At 71.9% G+C, this 16,938-nt stretch carries 14 protein-coding genes and 1 pseudogene; 2 read left to right on the top strand and 13 right to left on the bottom strand.

Going from position 1 to position 16,938, the window contains the following annotated elements; all coding sequences use genetic code 11:
• Together gmd and KSF81_RS01920 are read right to left on the bottom strand one after the other, a co-directional pair.
• On the bottom strand, positions 1 to 1,035 hold the full coding sequence (gene gmd / locus KSF81_RS01925) for a GDP-mannose 4,6-dehydratase (protein WP_217377500.1): 1,035 nt from the start codon (positions 1,033 to 1,035) through the stop codon (positions 1 to 3).
• 86 nt (positions 1,036 to 1,121) lie between these two features.
• Positions 1,122 to 2,231 (bottom strand): glycosyltransferase family 4 protein, encoded by a 1,110-nt coding sequence (locus tag KSF81_RS01920; protein WP_217377499.1) that lies wholly within the window; start codon positions 2,229 to 2,231, stop codon positions 1,122 to 1,124.
• Between the two features lie 166 nt (positions 2,232 to 2,397).
• On the opposite strand from KSF81_RS01920, the gene KSF81_RS01915 reads away from it, so the two are divergent.
• Positions 2,398 to 3,462: an NAD(P)-dependent oxidoreductase gene (locus KSF81_RS01915; RefSeq protein ID WP_217377498.1), complete on the top strand. Its 1,065-nt coding sequence runs from the start codon at positions 2,398 to 2,400 to the stop codon at positions 3,460 to 3,462.
• Between the two features lie 99 nt (positions 3,463 to 3,561).
• Here the strand turns inward: KSF81_RS01915 and KSF81_RS01910 are convergent, their stop codons facing one another.
• The 8 genes from KSF81_RS01910 to KSF81_RS01875 form a co-directional block, all read right to left on the bottom strand.
• Positions 3,562 to 4,368, bottom strand: coding sequence for a hypothetical protein (locus KSF81_RS01910; protein ID WP_217377497.1), 807 nt, complete (start codon positions 4,366 to 4,368; stop codon positions 3,562 to 3,564).
• Positions 4,369 to 4,425: 57 nt separating this feature from the next.
• Entirely contained in the window at positions 4,426 to 4,995 is a 570-nt protein-coding gene (locus KSF81_RS01905) for a Yip1 family protein (protein WP_217377496.1), read from the bottom strand.
• A gap of 116 nt (positions 4,996 to 5,111) precedes the next feature.
• Complete coding sequence (locus KSF81_RS01900; protein ID WP_217377495.1) at positions 5,112 to 7,118, bottom strand: PAS domain-containing sensor histidine kinase; 2,007 nt, start codon at positions 7,116 to 7,118, stop codon at positions 5,112 to 5,114.
• Positions 7,119 to 7,327: 209 nt separating this feature from the next.
• Entirely contained in the window at positions 7,328 to 8,971 is a 1,644-nt protein-coding gene (locus tag KSF81_RS01895) for an ABC transporter ATP-binding protein (RefSeq protein ID WP_375293363.1), read from the bottom strand.
• Positions 8,972 to 9,009: 38 nt separating this feature from the next.
• Positions 9,010 to 9,846 (bottom strand): ABC transporter permease, encoded by an 837-nt coding sequence (locus KSF81_RS01890; RefSeq protein WP_217377493.1) that lies wholly within the window; start codon positions 9,844 to 9,846, stop codon positions 9,010 to 9,012.
• Positions 9,843 to 10,757, bottom strand: a complete 915-nt coding sequence (locus KSF81_RS01885) for an ABC transporter permease (RefSeq protein ID WP_217381522.1) — start codon at positions 10,755 to 10,757, stop codon at positions 9,843 to 9,845. The genes KSF81_RS01890 and KSF81_RS01885 overlap by 4 nt, the downstream gene beginning before the upstream one ends.
• Before the next feature lie 69 nt (positions 10,758 to 10,826).
• Positions 10,827 to 12,371 carry an ABC transporter substrate-binding protein gene (locus tag KSF81_RS01880; RefSeq protein ID WP_217377492.1) on the bottom strand — a complete coding sequence of 515 codons (1,545 nt, stop codon included), beginning with the start codon at positions 12,369 to 12,371 and terminating at the stop codon, positions 10,827 to 10,829.
• A 157-nt stretch (positions 12,372 to 12,528) separates the two neighbouring features.
• Positions 12,529 to 13,377 (bottom strand): VOC family protein, encoded by an 849-nt coding sequence (locus KSF81_RS01875; RefSeq protein ID WP_217377491.1) that lies wholly within the window; start codon positions 13,375 to 13,377, stop codon positions 12,529 to 12,531.
• A gap of 137 nt (positions 13,378 to 13,514) precedes the next feature.
• On the opposite strand from KSF81_RS01875, the gene KSF81_RS01870 reads away from it, so the two are divergent.
• Complete coding sequence (locus KSF81_RS01870) at positions 13,515 to 14,225, top strand: ribonuclease activity regulator RraA (protein WP_217377490.1); 711 nt, start codon at positions 13,515 to 13,517, stop codon at positions 14,223 to 14,225.
• On the opposite strand, the gene KSF81_RS01865 is transcribed toward KSF81_RS01870, so the two are convergent.
• From KSF81_RS01865 to KSF81_RS01855, 3 genes and pseudogenes are all read right to left on the bottom strand, one after another.
• The gene (locus KSF81_RS01865) at positions 14,159 to 14,770 is read right to left on the bottom strand and encodes a PEP-CTERM sorting domain-containing protein (RefSeq protein ID WP_217377489.1); all 612 of its coding nucleotides are present in this window, start codon (positions 14,768 to 14,770) and stop codon (positions 14,159 to 14,161) included. The two genes, KSF81_RS01870 and KSF81_RS01865, sit on opposite strands and share 67 nt — an antisense overlap.
• Positions 14,771 to 15,017: 247 nt before the next feature.
• Positions 15,018 to 15,278: pseudogene (locus KSF81_RS28855) on the bottom strand (efflux RND transporter permease subunit); the annotation flags it as partial.
• 508 nt (positions 15,279 to 15,786) lie between these two features.
• Positions 15,787 to 16,749 (bottom strand): tripartite tricarboxylate transporter substrate binding protein, encoded by a 963-nt coding sequence (locus KSF81_RS01855; protein ID WP_217377488.1) that lies wholly within the window; start codon positions 16,747 to 16,749, stop codon positions 15,787 to 15,789.
• Positions 16,750 to 16,938 lie beyond the last annotated feature (189 nt).

The raw sequence follows: 16,938 nt of genomic DNA, 5'->3' as shown, positions 1-16,938 counted from the left end.
TCACACCCGTCCTCCGCCACCGCGCACCCGCCGCTCATCCGCCTCCGCCATCATCGCCACCAGCGCGGCGAAATCCACCAGGGGCGCCCAGCCCAGCCGTGCCCGCGCCCGGCTGCTGTCGCCGACCAGGACATCCACCTCCGCCGGCCGGAAGAAGGCGGGGTCCACCTCCACGATGCGGCGGCCGCTGCGGCGGTCGGTGCCGGTCTCCTGCTCCGCCCTGCCCTGCCAGGCGATGTCGAAGCCCAGCGGCGCCGCCGCGCATTCCACGAATTCCCGCACCGTGCGCGTCTCGCCGGTGGCCAGCACGTAGTCCCCCGGCTGCGGCTGTTGCAGCATCTGCCACATGCCTCGCACGTAATCCCCGGCGAAGCCCCAGTCCCGCCGGGCACCGAGGTTGCCGAGCCGCAGCACCGGCGCCTGCCCGTGCTTCACCCGCGCCAGGGTATGGGTGATCTTGCGGGTCACGAACTCGATCCCGCGCAGCGGGCTCTCATGGTTGAAGAGCAGGCCGGAACTGGCATGCAGGCCGTAGCTCTCGCGGTAGTTCACCGTCATCCAATGGGCATAGAGCTTGGCCGCGCCATAGGGGCTGCGGGGATAGAAGGGCGTCGTCTCGTCCTGCGGGGAAGCCTGCGCCTTGCCGAACATCTCGGAGGTGCTGGCCTGGTAGAAGCGCGTCCCGCCGCCCTGCTGCCGCAGCGCCTCCAGCAGCCGCACCGGGCCGAGTGCGTCGATCTCCGCGGTATAGAGCGGCTGCTCGAAGGAGACGGCGACGAAGCTCTGCGCCGCCAGGTTGTAGACCTCATCGGGCCGCAGGCGATCCGTGGCGCGCAGGATATTGGTGGTCTCGAAGAGGTCGAGGTCGATCAGCTCCACCTGGCCGGCGATGCCAAGCTCCTCCAGCCTGCCGAGGTTGCGCAGCGAGGAGCGCCGCACCCCGCCCGCCACGCGGTAGCCCTTCTCCAGCAGCAGCCGCGCCAGATAGGCGCCGTCCTGGCCGTTGATCCCGGTGATGAGGGCGGTCTTCGCCACCTGTGCCGCGCTCCGATCTGGTCCCGGGTGTTCATGCCAGCCGGCCGGAGGGAGAGCCAGCGTGATTTCGCGGGGCCGGACCAGACTCAGCCGCCGATGCCCGCTGCCCGCAGCGCCGCCAGCAGCGCCGCCGCCTGGGCGTCCCAATCCGCCAGCGCCCGCCCGGTCTCCCGCGCCCCCGCCGCCAGCCGGGCCCGCGCCGCCGGGTCGCAGAGCCGGGCCATGGCCGCGGCCAGGGCCGCCGGCTCGGCCGCCGTGGCGAGGGCGCCGTTCACGCCCTCCGTCACCTGTTCGGCCAGCCCCCCCACCGGCGTCGCCACGACAGGGACACCCAGGGCGAAGGCCAGCGAGACCACGCCGCTCTGGCTGGCCTCGCGATAGGGCAGCACCAGCGCATCGGCGGCGGCGATCAGGCCGGGGATCTCCGCCTCCGCCACCCAGCGGGGCTCCACCCGGACCCCGGGCAGTGCCGTGAGGCCGGGGGCCAGCGCCTCGGCATCGCCCTCCCCCACCACGCGCAGCCGCGCCTCAGGGTGCTGCTCGCGCAGCAGCCGGAAGGCGTCGCGCAGCAGGTCGAGGCCCTTGTAGGCGCGCAGCCGGCCGAACAGCAGGAACTCCGGCGCGGTGCCGCCCCCGCCCGCCGGGGCGGCCCGCAGCAGCGCCGCGGGCAGATGCGCGCCGAGCGGCAGGCGTGCCACCGGCAGCTCCGGGCGCCGGGCCCGGAGCGCCGCCGCCACCGCCTCCGACAGCGCGATGGCGAGCCGCGCCGCCTCCAGCTCCCGCCCCAGCCGCCAGTCCCAGAACAGGCCGTGATCGCCGGGATGCGGATGCGCGTCATGCACCAGCGGCACGAAGGGGATGCCGGCCTGGGCCAGGGCGGGCGCCACCAGCGGCGTCCAGAGATGGGTCATCACCGAGACCACCGCATCCGCCTGGAAATCCCGGGCCTGCGCCACCAGCCGCCGCGCCAGCAGCGGCACCCGCAGCGTGCCGAGCAGGAAGCCACCCGCCCCGGCATAGGTCGCCACGGTCTCGCAGGGCAGGCCGAGTGCCTCGATCTCCGGCCGGAGATCGGCCTGACGGGAGAGCGAGAGGGCGATGGCGGCATCCGGCCGGCGCGCCAGTGCCTCGGCCAGGGCCAGGGTGAGCTGGCCGCCGGCACCGCGCCGCCCCCAGTACCACAACAGGATCCGCATCCGCCGGCCGCCCCCATCCAACCCTGTCGTGCCGCGCCCGGCCCTCGCGGCGCGCAGATAAATGATCGTGCGCGGGCCGGGAAGCCCGCGGCGTGGCGCGCTGTTGAAGGGCCGGCGCCGCTGCCGCCTGCTATCCGGGACCGGACAGCAGAACGAGGCCCCTCCCTTGCGCATCCTGATCACCGGAAACATGGGCTATGTCGGCCCCGTCGTCGCGGCGCATCTGCGCGCCACCCTGCCGGAGGCCGAGCTGGTCGGCTTCGATACCGGCTTCTTCGCGCATTGCCTCACCACCCCCGACCCGCTGCCCGAGCGGGTGCTTGCCGCGCAGCATTTCGGCGATATCCGCGCCATCCCGCCCGCCCTGCTGCGCGGGGTGGATGCAGTGGTGCACCTCGCCGCCATCTCGAACGACCCGATGGGCAACCGCTTCGAGGCGGTGACCGACGCCATCAACCACCGCGCCAGCCTGGCGCTGGCGGAGCTGGCGCGGGATGCGGGGGTGAGGCGCTTCGTCTTCGCCTCCTCCTGCAGCATCTATGGCGTGGCGGCGGGCGAGGCGCGGCGGGAGACGGACCCGGTGAACCCGCTCACCGCCTATGCCCGCTCCAAGATCGCCACCGAGGAAGGGCTGCGGCAGATGGACCGCGGCGGCATGGGCGTGACCTGCCTGCGCTTCGCCACCGCCTGCGGCATGTCGCCGCGGCTCCGCCTCGACCTGGTGCTGAACGACTTCGTGGCCGGCGCCATGGCGGGGAGCGAGATCACCGTGCTCTCCGACGGCACGCCCTGGCGGCCGCTGATCGATGTGCGGGACATGGCGCGGGCGATCGAATGGGCGATCACCGGCCAGGCGGTGGGCGAGGGCGAGTGCCTCACGGTGAATGCCGGCAGCGATGCCTGGAACGTCCAGGTGCGCGAGCTGGCCGAGGCGGTGGCGGCGGAAATCCCCGGCACGCGCGTCTCCATCAATACCGACGCGCCGCCCGACCGGCGGTCCTACCGCGTGGATTTCGCCCGGTTCCGCGAATTGGCGCCGCAGCACCAGCCGCAGGTCACGCTGGCCGCCAGCGTCCGCCGGCTGCGCGACGGGCTGGCCGCCATCGGCTTCGCCGACCGCGAATTCCGCGGCTCCCAGCACATGCGGCTCAAGGTGCTGGACCGGCTGATGGCGGAGGGAAAGCTGGACGAGGCGCTGCATTGGGCGGCGCCGGTGGCGGGCCAAGGCTAGACAGGCCGCTGCGCCAGCGCCCGGCTTGACCTGTTGCCGGTCCAGGGGTCACCCGACCCCTGGTGGGGGAGTTCGAGGGAGCAAGGCTCCCTCGATTCCTCAGCCGCCGGCCCGGGCCGCCGCCGGTTCCGGCAAGGTCGCGCCGGGCCAGGGCTGGTAGCCGAAGCGGTGGAAGTCCTCGGCATGCAGCCGGGTGACGTAGTCGACATCCTCCGGCCGCGTGAACAACTCCCGCGCCGGTATCCGCCAGGCCGCCGGGGTCTCGTTCGCCCGCACCAGTTCCAGGCCGGGCAGGCCGATCGCCGCGGCGAAGCCCGGCCAGCGGTCCCGCAACTCCTCCACCCGGATCACCTCCCGCACCAGCAGCCGCCCATCCGCGGGTTCGGAGAGCTGGCTGTATTGCGTATGCAGCAGGATGTCCTGCCGCGAGGCTTCCGGGGAGCGCAGGAAGGCGGAGAAGGCGTCCGCCTGGCCGCGCAGCCGCAGATAGGCTTTGCAGGGCGGCCAGCGCCAGTGCCAGCCGGGCGGCGGGTCGGCGAGCCAGGCCATGCGTTCCTCGGGCGGCGCCGCCACCGGGAAGCCGGAGCCCGCCAGCAGCGGCTCCAGCGTCCCGGCGATGAAGCCCCAGGCCGAGGCGACCCGCTCATAGGGGCAGCGCACGGTCGCCATGGTGAGGTAGGAATCCCAGAGTTCCTGCCCCACCACGTCGCGGATCATGGCGGCGGAGGCGTGCTTGTGCAGCCGGTGCCGGGCCCAGTAGATGCGCGAGAGGTGCCCGCCATCCACATCCGTGCCGAAGCGGATGTCGTTCCAGCGCATATGCGGCGCGAGCGTGGCATCGATGGCGGTGCCGGCGCATTTCATCAGGTGGACGAAGATGAAACGGCGCGAGTTGCAGATAATCATGCCTGAAAATACCGCCCCGGCACCAGCCCCGGAACCCGGAATGCGCCGCGACCCCCTTCAGAACAGCAGCAGCCCGGCGATGGTGATGACCAGGATGTTCACCAGGATGGCGCAGAGGATCACCACCAGCGTGAAGCCCAGCGCCCGGTCCTCCGGCACCCGCGCCACCACCGGAACGCCCTTGTAGAAGATGTAGAGGCTGTAGAGGCCGAGCAGGCCGAGGATGGCCAGGATCGGGATGATCGCGAAGATCCCCGCCAGCCAGGTCGCCGTATAGGAATAGACCGCGAGCTTCATCGCCGCGACCTCATCCGCCACGCCGCCGGATTTCGGCGCCAGCGCCTGCACGATCTTGCCCAGCACCCAGACCGCAACCAGGCCCAGCACATAGGCGGTGACGGTGTGCAGCAGCATCGCGCCGATACCGATCCGCGCCATGCCGGGCAGGCCGCCCAGCATGCTGCCGAGCAGCATCGAGCCGATCAGCCCCGACACCGCCGGGATCAGCGCAAGCGGCATGGCATAGCCGGTGAAGAGGCCGGCCGTATCGGCGGGTTCCCGCGCGATCACCTGCCATTCCTCCCGCGGCCGCATGATCAGCCCCCTGGCGCGCGCGACGATATCCATCAGTCCAGGCTCCCTGTGCTTTCCCCTGGCCCATAGGGTGCCCTGTCCTTGCCGCGCCGCGCAACGATCCTGCGCCCGGCCACGCCCGGCAGTTGCGGCCCCCGCCACAGGGCGCGTCAGGCGTCCTGCCGCAGGGGCGCATCGATATCGCAGGCGACCCCGGCCTCCGCGAAGTCCAGCCGCACCTTGCCGGCCAGTTCCGCGGCCAGGGCGCGGCCGAGCAGCCGCGAGCCGAAGCCGCGCCGCACCGGGGGCACGACGGGCGGGCCGCCATGCTCGCGCCAACGCAGCCGCAGCATGGGCTCGCCGGCCCGGCTCCCGGCATCCCGGGCGCCACCCTCGACATGCCAGGCGATCCCGACCCAGCCGCCCTCGGCCGAGAGCGCGCCGTATTTCGTGGCATTGGTCGCCAACTCATGCAGCGCCATCGCCAGGGACAGCACCATCCTGGGGCCGATCCGCACCGGCGGCCCTGTGATGCGGAAGCGCTCCCCACCGGCTTCCTGATGCGCCGCCGTCGCCTCGGCGACGACATCGGCGAGCCAGGCCCCGTGCCAGCCCTCCCGGGTCAGCACGTCATGCGCCCGTGCCAGGGTCCGCAGCCTGGCGGTGAAGCTGGGCACCGCCCGCTCCGGCGCCTCGGCCGGGCGCAACGTCTGGGCCGCCATGGCCTGCACGGTGGCGAGCGTGTTCTTCACCCGGTGGTTCAGCTCGCCGATCAGCAGCCGCTGGCGCAATTCCAGCCGCTTGCGTTCGGTGATGTCGATCACCGAGCCGACGAAGCCCAGGAACTCGCCCCCCTCGCCGAAGCGCGGCGCCGCGGCGTCGATGGCCCAGCCGTATTCCCCGTCGGCGCGCCGCAGGCGGTATTCGAGGCGGAAGGCCTGCTGCGCCCGCGTCGCCTCCAGGAACGCCTCCCGTGCGCGGTCGCGATCCTCGGGATGCACCGCCGCGGTCCAGCCGAGGCCCAGCGCCTCGGCCTCGGCCTGGCCGGTGAACTCGTACCAGCGCCGGTTCAGGTAGAGGCAGGCGCCGCGCAGGTCGCTCACCCACATCATGACCGGCGCGTGGTCGGCCATGTTGCGGAAGCGGGCCTCGCTTTCCTGCAGGGCGGCATCGGCGCGGGCGCGCTCGACCGCCGCCCAGGTCCGCTCCGCCACCTCCTGCGCCAGCGCCACCTCCTCCGCGGTCCAGCGCCGGGGCTCCGGTTCGGCGGCGTAGAAATAGGCGGTCAGCCGCCCGCCCCGCACCAGCGGGATGATGATGTAGGCACGCAGCGAGATCCTGGCATGGGCGGCGAGCACCTGCGGCGAGGCGGTGCGGGCATCCTGCGCGACCTCCTCGACCACGACCGCCTGGCCGGCCCCGAGGGCGGCGGCCAGGCCCTGCCCGAACTCGTCCAGCCGGTAGCGGCCGCCCGGGAAGTCCGGCAGGCGTCCGCTGTTGAAGGCGGCATCCGTGCGGGCGATGCCCTCGGCATCCACCTCGGCATAGCCGACCTGCGCCGCGCCGAGATGCCGGCCCAGCGCCTCCGCCGCCGTGGCGGTGACAGCCCTCGGGTCCTCCAGGCCGCGCAGCCGGTCCTCGAGCATCAGCCGGAAGCCCAGCCGCCGCTCGGCCAGCACCTTCGCGGTGGTCTCGGTGCAGGCGCAGAACATGCCCGCGATGGCGCCCTCCTCGTCGCGGAGGGGGCTGTAGGAGAAGGTATACCAGGTGTCTTCCGGGTAGGCGTTGCGCTCCATGACCAGGTGGAGGTCCTCGGACCAGGTCGCCTCCCCGGCCAGCGCCCGGTCGATCAGCGGCAGGATGTCCTCCCAGATCTCCGGCCATACCTCCTGGAAGGGCCGGCCGACCGCCCAGGGGTGCCTGGTGCCCAGGATCGGCGCGTAGCCGTCGTTGTAGAGGAAGGCGAGGTCCGGTCCCCAGGCGAGGAACATCGGGTGGCGCGAGCCGAGCATGAGGCCGACCACGGTGCGCAGGCTGCGCGGCCAGCCCTCCGGCGGCCCGAGCGGGGAGGACGACCAGTCATGCCCGCGCATCCGCGCACCCATGTCACCGCCGCCGGCGAGGAAGCCGGGCGCCTCCATCCTGGCCGGCTTCGCGGTCTCTCCGGCCTGGGGCAATGCGTTCGTGATCCTGGAAGGCCCGGGGCCGGGCGGGTTGGCGGGCATGGCGCCGGGCAGGCGGCTCTTTCCGCCGATGTAATCGGGCGGCACCGGCTTTCAATATTCAGCGGCGGCGCCCTGTATGCGGGTCGCGCTCACCGGTGAACGCAAGCCGCCGCAGGTCGTTGCTTGCAGGGCAGCGTCACGCTCCCGGAGGATCGCCTCCCTTACCCCTCCCCCGCCGGCGGCACCCAGCCGCGCCCCGGCACGCTGGCCAGCAGCGACTGCGTATAGGGGTGCTGCGGCGCGGCAAACAACGGGCCGGTCTCGCCGGCCTCCACCACCTCGCCGCGATGCATCACCAGGATGCGGTCGCAGACCTGCGCCGCCACCCTGAGGTCATGGGTGATGAAGACCAGCGAGAGCGAGAAGCGCTGCTTCAGGTCCGCCAGCAGCCGCAGCACCTGCGCCTGCACCGAGACATCCAGCGCGCTCACGGGCTCATCCGCCACCAGCACCGCCGGCTGCATCGCGAGCGCCCTTGCCAGGCCGATGCGCTGCCGCTGGCCGCCGCTGAACTCATGCGGGAAACGGCCGGCCGAGGCGGGGTCGAGGCCGACCAGCGCCAGCATCTCCGCCGCCCGCGCCCGCGCCTCCGCCACCGGCAAGCCGTGGATGGCAGGGCCCTGGGCGATCAGGTCGCCGGCCCGGCGGCGCGGGTTGAGCGAGGCGAAGGGGTCCTGGAACACCATCTGGATGCGCCGCGTCAGCGGCCGGAAGGCGCCGCGGGCCATGCCGCGGATCTCGGTGCCCTCCAGCGCGATGCGCCCGGAATCGGCGGGCAGCAGATGCACCAGCATCCGCGCCACCGTGGACTTGCCGCTGCCGCTCTCGCCGACGATGCCGAGCGTCTCGCCCTGGCGCAGCGTGAAATCGACGCCGCGCACCGCATGCACGATGCGGCGGCGGCCGAACATCCCGCCGCTGCGGTAGGTCTTCTCCAGCCCCTGCACGGCGAGCACCGGCGGGCCGAAGGTGGCGGGGCCGCGCGCCGGTGGCCGCAGCGGCGGCACGGCGGCGACCAGCGCCCGGGTATAGGGGTGCTGTGGCGCATTGAGCACCTGGCCGGCCGGGCCGGTCTCCACGATGCGGCCGGTCTGCATCACCGCCACCCGGTCCGCGATCTCCGCCACCACGCCGAAATCATGGGTGATGAAGAGCACGCCGGTGCCGCGCCGCCGCTGGATGTCCTTGATGAGCGCCAGGATGCGCGCCTGGGTGGTGACATCGAGCGCGGTGGTGGGCTCGTCGGCGATCAGCAGCCGCGGCTCCAGCGCCAGGGCCATGGCGATCATCGCGCGCTGGCGCTGGCCGCCGGAGAGCTCATGCGGCCAGGCGCGGGCGGCCTGCGGCGGATCGGGGATGCCGACCTCCTGCAGCAGCGCCTGCACGCGGGCCTGGCGGTCCTCCCGGCGCATCTCCCGCGCGTGTTCCTCCAGCACCTCCTCGATCTGCCGGCCGATCCGCATCAGCGGGTTCAGCGCCGTCATCGGTTCCTGGAAGATCATGCCGATGCGGGCGCCGCGGATGGCGCGCATCCGGGCGGGGGAGACAGCGGCCAGATCCTCGCCCTCGAAGCAGATCGCGCCGCGTTCCAGCCGCACGCGCGGCGCCGGCAGCAGGCCGAGGATGGCGGTGGCGGTGAGCGACTTGCCGGAGCCGCTCTCGCCCACCACGCAGAGGATTTCCCCGCCCGCGAGATCGAGATCGACATCCTGCAGGGCGAATCCGCGGTCCGCCCCCTTCGGCAGCCGCACCGTGACGCCGCGCAGCGACAGCAATGGCGCCGTATCGTCACGCGGCCGATTCAGCCCTCCGCGGCCTGCGCCGCTCCGGTCATCGGACGCGGTCACGCCGCGACCTGCATCCGCGGGTTCAGCGCGTCGTTCAGCCCCTGCCCCACCAGGCTGAAGGCCAACACGGTGACGAGGATGGCAAGGCCCGGAATCGCCGAGACATACCATTCTGCCCGCAGCACCGACCGCCCGGCGCCGATCATATTGCCCCAGGAGGCGATATTGGGGTCCGAGAGGCCGAGGAAGGCCAGCGCGCTTTCCAGCAGGATGGCGACGGCCATCACCACGCTGGCATAGACGATCACCGGCGGCAGCGCATTGGGCAGCACCTCGCCCAATATCAGCCGTGCGTCGCGCATGCCGAGGCCGCGCGCGGCGAGGACGAATTCGCGGTTGCGCAGCGACAGGAACTCGGCCCGCACCAGCCGGCAGGGCGCGGTCCAGCCCACCAGGCCGATCGCCACGGTGATGACCGAAAGCTCCGAGCCGAAGACCGCCACCAGCACCAGCAGCAGGATGAAATTCGGCACGGTCTGGAAGGCTTCCGTGATGCGCATCAGCAGGTCGTCCACCCAGCCGCCATAGAAACCGGCCACGGCGCCGACCAGCACGCCGATCCCGACCGCGACCGCCGAGGCAGCGAGGCCGATCAGCAGCGAGACCCGCGCCCCGTGGAAGATGAAGCTGGCGATGTCACGGCCGAGATTGTCGGTGCCCAAGGGCAGGCGCGGGTTCTGCCCGGGCCATTGCAGCGGCCGCCCGGCGAGCGACAGCGGGTCGCGCGGAAACAGCCAGCCGGCCGAGAGTGCGGCCCCCAGCACGGCCAGCAGCAGCAGCAGCCCGATCATCCCCGCCGGGCTGCGGAGATAGGCGCGGACCGCCGGGCTCATGCGGCCCCGCCGATGCGCGGGTCGAGCCTGGCATAGAGCAGGTCCACCACGAAATTCACCAGGATCACCAGCACCGCCGAGACCAGCACGATGCCGAGTAGGGTATTGAGGTCGCGCTGCACCACGCTCTCGAAGGCGAGCCGCCCGAGGCCGGGCAGGGAGAAGACGCTCTCCACCACCACGCTGCCGCCGAGCATGGTGCTGAATTGCAGGCCGACGAATGTCACCATCGGCAGCAGCGCGTTCCGCAGCACGTGCCGCCACAGCACCTTGCCCTCCGGCAGGCCCTTGGCGCGCGCGGTGCGGACGAAATCGAGGTTCATCACCTCCAGCATGGAGGCGCGCATCAGCCGGAGGTAGATCGCCAGGAAGATCAGCGCCAGCGACAGCGTCGGCAGCACCAGGTGGCTGGCGATATCCAGCACGCGCGCGAAGCCGGTCAGCCCGGCGCCCACGCTCTCGAAGCCGCCCGGCGGCAGCCAGCCGAGATGCACGCTGAACAGCACGATGAGCATGAGGCCGAGCCAGAAGCTCGGGATGGCGTAGAAGACCAGGCCGAGCGTGCTGATGAGCGTATCCGGCCAGCCATTCACCCGCCGCGCCGCCAGCACGCCGAGCACGAGGCCGGCCGAGAAGGCGAAGGCCAGCGCCGCGGACATGAACAGCGCCGTCACCGCCAGCCGCTCCGCGATCACGGTCGCCACCGGCTTGCCATAGATGGCGGACTGGCCGAGGTCGAGGGAGACCAGCCGCAGCAGGTAGCGGCCAAGCTGCACGGCAACCCCGGCATCGAGGCCATAGGCGGCCCGCAGCCGCGCCGCATCCTCGGCGCTGCCGCCACCCATCTGCGCCATCAGCGCATCCACCGTGTCGCCGGGCGCGAGTTGCAGCAGCAGAAACAACCCCACCATGATGATCGCCAGCACCGGCAGCGACTGCGCGAGCCGCCGCAGCGCCAGAAGGCCGAGCCTGCGCACCTGCTAGGCCGGCGCCAGCCAGACATCCGCCCAGGAACTGCTGGCCCAGCGCGGGGTATTGTGGCTGCTCATCAGGCGCTTGGAATAGACGCTGATGAAGGCGTGCTCCACCGCCATATGCACCGGCACGTCCTCGATCGCGATGCGCACGAAATCCTGGTAGAGCGCCTTGCGGTGCCCGGCATCCAGTTCGGTCGCGGCGGCGTCGATCACCCGGTCCATCTCCGGGTTGTTGTAGCCATACTGGTTGGTCCAGGGCGCGCCCACCGGGCTGCCGGTGCGGAACCAGACCGTGGTGCTCACCGCCGGGTCGCTGCGGTACTGGTGCCAGCCGGTGGTGAGATCGAAATTGTGGTCGCGATAGACGCCGGTGAGGAAGCCCGGCGCATCCCGCGCCTCGATCTCCACCCGCACGCCGATCTCGCGCAGGGATTGCTGGATGAAGGTGGCGAAGTTCAGCGTGTATTCGCCCCAGGGCGCCGGCAGCAGCTTGAGCGGCTGGGCGAAGCGCTGCGCCCCGCGGGAGGCGCGGCGGAAGCCGGCCTCGTCCAGCATCCGCTCCGCCCGCGCCCGGTCGAAGGGATAGGGCGCCGGCCGCGGCACGTAGAAGGCCGCCGAGGAGGAGGGGATCGGCCCGGTGCCGAGCTTGGCATAGCCATAGAGGAAATTCTCGATGAAGAATTCGAGGTCGAGCGCATGGCACAGCGCCCGCCGCACCCGCACATCGGAAAGCTCCTGCCGCCGCAGGTTCATCTCCATGACGGTATGCGCGGTATTGGCCTCGTTGCCCTTCGTGCTGACCGTGAAGCGAGGATCCTTGGACAGCCGCGCGATGTCGGAGAGCGACAGGCTGGAATAGGGCGACAATTGCACCTGCCCGCTCTCGATCGCCGCCGCGCCCGCGGCGCGGTCCGGGATGAAGCGCCAGACGATGCGGTCGAGATAGGGCAGCCCGTTGCCGCGCCAGTAATTCGGGTTGCGCTCCGCCATCAGGAACTGGCCGCGCTCATACTGGACGAATTTGAAGGGGCCGGTGCCGATCGGCGCGGTATTGGCGGGGTTGGCGCGGATATCCGTGCCTTCATAGACATGCGCTGGGATGACATGGCCGAGGTCGGGCAAGGCCCGCAGCAGCAGCCCCTGCGGCATCGGCCGGCTGAATTTGAAGATTGCGGTATGGGCGTCCGGCGTCTCCACCCGGTCGAGGAACTGATACAGCGTGGTGCCGTAGTTCAGGATCTTCTTCCAGCACTCCATGGCGCTGAAGGCCACGTCCTTGCTGGTGAAGTCCTTGCCGTCATGCCAGGTGACGCCGCGGCGCAGGCGGAAGCTGTGGGTGAGGCCATCCGGCGCGCTCTCCCAGCTCTCGGCCAGCACGCCGACGGGCTCGCCCTGCGCGTCCAGGTCGACCAGCGGCTCCACCATCTTGGAGGCCATGACATAGACGCCGGTCGAGGCCTGGATGGCCGGGTTCAGCACCCGCTGCTCGCTGTTGATCTGGACGGTCAGCGTGCCGCCGCGCTGCGGCGTGCCCTGGGCCGCGGCCATATCGGGCCAGAGGCCCGCGGCCGTCAGCCCCCCCGGCTCCGGTCAGCGCCTGTCTGCGCGTCAGCAGCATGGTTCCAGCTCCCGCTCTTGCTGGCGGCGATATGCCGGGTTGGCGGCATTCCATGCAAGACCGGTCCCGGCAGGCCCCCCTGGGGCATCAGCCCCGGAAGGCCAGGATCACCCCATGCGCCGCCCCGGGCGGCACGGCGAGGCCGCCGGGCCCCTCCGCCGCCGCCACGCCCGCCGCCGCCAGGCAGCGCGCGGCGGCGGCCCGGTCCGCCACGCGGATCGCCAGGGTCGCCGGCCCCGCCTCCGGCAGGCCGGAGAGGTCGAGGCCGGGATAGCGGGCGGCAAGCTGCCCCCGCGTCAGGAAGGTGAGCGGCGCGGCGCCGGTCTCCAGCCGCATCGCGCCGTCCGGCTCGGCCGCCGGCGCGCGGTCCAGCACCCGCGCCACGCCGGCCGCGGCCGCTGCCGGGTCCGCCGCCAGCACCTCGATCCCGGCCAGGCCCTCGGCGGTATTGGGGTGGTCCATCAGGCCGGGCACCCAGGTGGCCTCCGGCGTCAGGTGCTGGCAGGCAAAGAGGCGCAGCCCCGGCGCCGGCATCTCGGCCAGGTGGAAGGTGTTGAAGCGCGTCTCGGTCTGGCCGCCGCCGGGCAGTTCCACCGGGCGGCCGAAGCGCATCACCGGCAGGGTCGGCACGCCGCGGGCGGCGACCTCGGCGGCGCCCTCGGCTGCGTCATGGGCGCGCAGCGCGATGGCGGTCATGCCCTCCCGCGTCTCCAGCACGGCGCGCCAGCGGGCATTGGCCTCGGTCGGCGCCAGCACGCCCAGGATCTCGAAATAGTCCCGCCGCAGCATGATGCAGTGGTTGCCGGTGCCCATATGCGCGGAATGCACGCCGCGCGGCGCCACGGTGAAGCCGAGCCGCGCGAAGCCGTCCCGCGCCACCGCCAGGTCGCGCACCAGCACGACGCAATGATCGATCCCGCCGATATGCCGCAGCATGGTCCCACCCTTTCCTGCCGGGCGGCAGCCTGGACGAGGCGGGGCGGCCTGTCTCCCGGAAATTGGCGCCGGCCGCCGCTGCCTCGACACCGCGCCGCCGGTCCCGGCAGAGTGCCCGCCCCGGAAAGGACCGCGCCATGAACGAGGACACCAGGCGGAAGCTCGCCGCCGTCTCCACCGCGACGCTCACCACCGTGCTGTTCAAGCACGGCTTCCGCAACGCCTTCCTCCAGGGCGTGCGGCTCATCAACCCGGCGGCGCCGCGCCTGGTCGGCCCCGCCTATACGCTGCGCTACATCCCGGCGCGGGAGGACCTGGACAGGCTGGACGCCTTCCTCGACCCCGCGCATCCGCAGCGCCGCGGCATCGAGGAATGCCCCCCCGGCGCGGTCTTCGTGGTGGACAGCCGCGGCGACCCGAAGGCGGCGAGCGCGGGCGGCATCCTGCTCACCCGGCTGATGCGCCGCGGCGTGGCAGGAGCCGTCACCGATGGCGGCTTCCGCGACACGCCGGAACTCGCCGCGATGGACTGGCCGATCTACCACGCGGCGCCGAGCGCGCCGACCAACCTGATCCGCCACCATGCGGTGGACCTGAACGTGCCGATCGCCTGCGGCGAGGTGCCGGTCTATCCCGGCGACATCATGGTGGGCGATGGCGAGGGCGTGGCCTGCATCCCCGCGCATATGGCCGAGGCGGTGGCGGCGGAAGCCTTCGAGCAGACCGTGGTGGAGGATTTCGTGCAGGAGCGGGTGGAGGCCGGGCACAGCATCCGCGGCCTCTACCCCATGACCGATCCGGCGAACCGCGAGCTGCTGGCGGCTTGGCGGAAGGAGCGGGGGCGGTAGCGCCGGCGCGCCGCGGCGAGGCCGAGCAGCCCGAGGGCCAGCAGCCCGGCCGTGGCCGGCTCCGGCACCGTGGCGGTGAAGCGCACCGGCAATTCGCTGTCCCCGGGACTGGGGCCGCCGGTGAAGGGCGGCGCCGAGAAGAATTCCACATGGCCGGGGGGCGAGGTGAAATCCGCGAAGAACGGGTTGGCGAAGCTGCCGTCGGCGAGGGCGAAGCCGAAGCCGTTGCCCGTCAGTTGCGGCCCGGTGGCGCTGAGCAGGTTGTCCACGGCGAAGGGCTCGTTGCCCGGGATGGGCGTGCCGGTGGGCTGCAGGCCGGTGATCGCCGCGCCGTTGCGGGTGCCGGTGATGCCGGTGATCCGGTAGAAGCCCGCGGCATCCGCGGTATCCGTGGTGGTGAGCGTGCCGCCGGCGGCGATGCCGGCGCCGCTGTAGCTCCAGTTCCAGACCAGCGCCGCCCAGGCCGGCGGCGGGGCGGCGAGGGCCAGGCAGAGGCCCAGCGCGATAAGGGCACCCAGGCGGTTGAAGCTGCTGCTGGCCGGCATTCTTCCTCTCCCTTTGGGCTGGCGGGGCGGGCGGCGGAGCCCGGCGCAGCCTAGCTTTCCCGGGACGGCCGTTGGCTTCACGTTTCGTGTTGGTGCCGTGTGGGGGCCGCGGCGTGGCTTGTTCCGCCTCGCGGGGAAGGATCGGCCCGGCGGCGCTTGCCCGGCACAGAGCCCGCTGCCTGGAGGGTGTGAGCGCGGTCATTGCCACCGGCCGTAGCCGATCCATCGCTCCCTGCCGCACTGCCTCGTCGCGGCTCAGCCCCTCGCCGCGCAACTGCTTGACGCGGTTCAGCATGACCAGGCCATTCAGCACTGCCACACCGGAGAGTGCGATGAAACCGACTGCGGCCGGGACCGAGAGCGGCATGTCCCGGAGCCATGGCGTCGCGATGCCGCCCGTCAGCGCCAGGGGTACCGCGCTGAAGACCAGCAGGGCATCGCGCGGCGAGCCGAGTGCGGCATGGAGCAGCAGGAAGATCAGGAAGAAGACCCTGGGCACCACCACCATAAGCCGCTGGCGTGCCGCCTCCAGGTTCTCGAACTGCCCACCCAGGTGATGGAATAGCCGGGGGGCAGCTGCACCTCGCGTTCCACCCGCGCCTGCGTCTCCGCCATCACCGGCCCGCTGCAGCCGGCGCGTGTTCGATGTCGCTCGGCAGAAGACCCTGCCGGACGCCGTGGAGGTGCGCCGGCCTGCCCCTGTCCAAGCCTCACCGCGGCGCCGATCGGCGGCCCGGCCTATGTCGCCAAGGGCCGTCTCATGGAGGCGATCGACGACGTCGCGGAGGTGCTGACCGGTGGCGGCACCCATGCCGCCAACGATATGGCGGCGCCGGGTATCGCCGGCGTGGAGTTCGTGGTGGCGAAGCCGTGCCGATGCTGGAGCCGGTCTTCTGCCCCTACCGGCCGAGCCCCAGAACCCAGGCCCGCCCCATACTCATGGCAGGCCGGAGATCCGGCCCCGCTTCGGAAGGGTTCCTCGAAGCGGCTCCCCGCCTGCCCCCGAATGGCTGTGGTCAGGGCTTCACCAGCCCGGCCCGCCGCAGCATCGGGGCCATCGATTCGGAACCCTTGGCCAGCAGCGCCTCGTACTCGCTCCCCGGCAGCGCCTCAGGATCCACTCCCGTTGCGGCAATCTGCTCGGCGACCGCAGGGTCGCGCAGGGCGGCCAGCGCCGCGGCTTCGAGCTTTGCGACGATCTCGCGCGGCGTCCCCTTCGGCACCCCTACCCCGAGCCAGGAGTCGATCTCCACGTCGTAACCCGCCTCCCTGAAGGTCGGAACCTCGGGGAACTCCCGCCAACGCATGGGGCTCGCGGAAGCGAGGAAGCGTAGCTGGCCCGCACGGATCTGCGGCACAACGTCCGAGGGGTTCTGCACAATGACGTCGACCTGGCGGCCCAGCAGGGCGACGAGGGTCTCGGCGCCCGACCTGTACTGCACCTGCTCGAACCTCGCCCCGGTCAGGCGGGCAAGCTCGAACAGGGCGAGGTTGTTCGGGGCTGAAGGCGCTCCGAAGAACAGGCCCGGCCCGGCCTTTCCTGCACGGACGAGATCCTCGATCGTCCGGTACGGCGAGTCCGCACGCACCGTGACGCCGTAGCGGAAGCGCCCGTACCCCGCGATGAAGTCGAAGCTCCCGATGGTGTACGGCACATCCCGCAGATGCGGCTGGATGGCGATGGTGGAGTAGGTAATCACGCCGATGGTGTAGCCATCGGGCCTCTGCGTCGCGACGAAGGCGGGCCCGATCGTGCCCTCCGCCCCTGGGCGGTTGACCACCACAACAGGCTTGCCGAGCTGCCTTTCCAGCCCTTTTGCGAAGGCCCGTGCCGAAACATCGGTATTTCCGCCAGCGCCGTAATTCACGACGAGCTGGATTTCCCTCTCCGGCCACTCGGCGCGGGCGCCAGCCGTGCCGAGCAAGAGGATTCCCCCCAGCACGGCGGGCAGCCATTTCCACGTGGTCGCGATCCTCATTGGGCGAATCTCCCGTTCACTTCGTATGGTCTGATGGGCAGGCCCGCTTTCGGCCTTCACGCCAGCGAAATCGCGCCCGGTGGTGCACGCCCCCTGATCCAAGGCCGCTCGCGGCGCTGTCCGCCGAGCCTGATCCGGCGTGCAGGGAAGCGCTTCTGCGTCAGGGCAGGCATGGCCAACGCCATGTCC

Origin of the sequence: Siccirubricoccus sp. G192 (assembly GCF_019084075.1) — a bacterium.
GTDB lineage: Bacteria > Pseudomonadota > Alphaproteobacteria > Acetobacterales > Acetobacteraceae > G192.
This window is presented reverse-complemented; position numbering and strand designations above follow the sequence as displayed.

Coding starts and splice junctions, on each gene's coding strand:
- KSF81_RS01920 (WP_217377499.1), bottom strand. CDS start 2,231: ATGCGGATCCTGTTGTGGTACTGGGGGCGGCGCGGTGCCGGCGGCCAG.
- KSF81_RS01910 (WP_217377497.1), bottom strand. CDS start 4,368: ATGATTATCTGCAACTCGCGCCGTTTCATCTTCGTCCACCTGATGAAA.
- KSF81_RS01905 (WP_217377496.1), bottom strand. CDS start 4,995: ATGGATATCGTCGCGCGCGCCAGGGGGCTGATCATGCGGCCGCGGGAG.
- KSF81_RS01890 (WP_217377493.1), bottom strand. CDS start 9,846: ATGAGCCCGGCGGTCCGCGCCTATCTCCGCAGCCCGGCGGGGATGATC.
- KSF81_RS01885 (WP_217381522.1), bottom strand. CDS start 10,757: ATGGTGGGGTTGTTTCTGCTGCTGCAACTCGCGCCCGGCGACACGGTG.
- KSF81_RS01880 (WP_217377492.1), bottom strand. CDS start 12,371: ATGGCCGCGGCCCAGGGCACGCCGCAGCGCGGCGGCACGCTGACCGTC.
- KSF81_RS01875 (WP_217377491.1), bottom strand. CDS start 13,377: ATGCTGCGGCATATCGGCGGGATCGATCATTGCGTCGTGCTGGTGCGC.
- KSF81_RS01870 (WP_217377490.1), top strand. CDS start 13,515: ATGAACGAGGACACCAGGCGGAAGCTCGCCGCCGTCTCCACCGCGACG.
- KSF81_RS01865 (WP_217377489.1), bottom strand. CDS start 14,770: ATGCCGGCCAGCAGCAGCTTCAACCGCCTGGGTGCCCTTATCGCGCTG.
- KSF81_RS01855 (WP_217377488.1), bottom strand. CDS start 16,749: ATGAGGATCGCGACCACGTGGAAATGGCTGCCCGCCGTGCTGGGGGGA.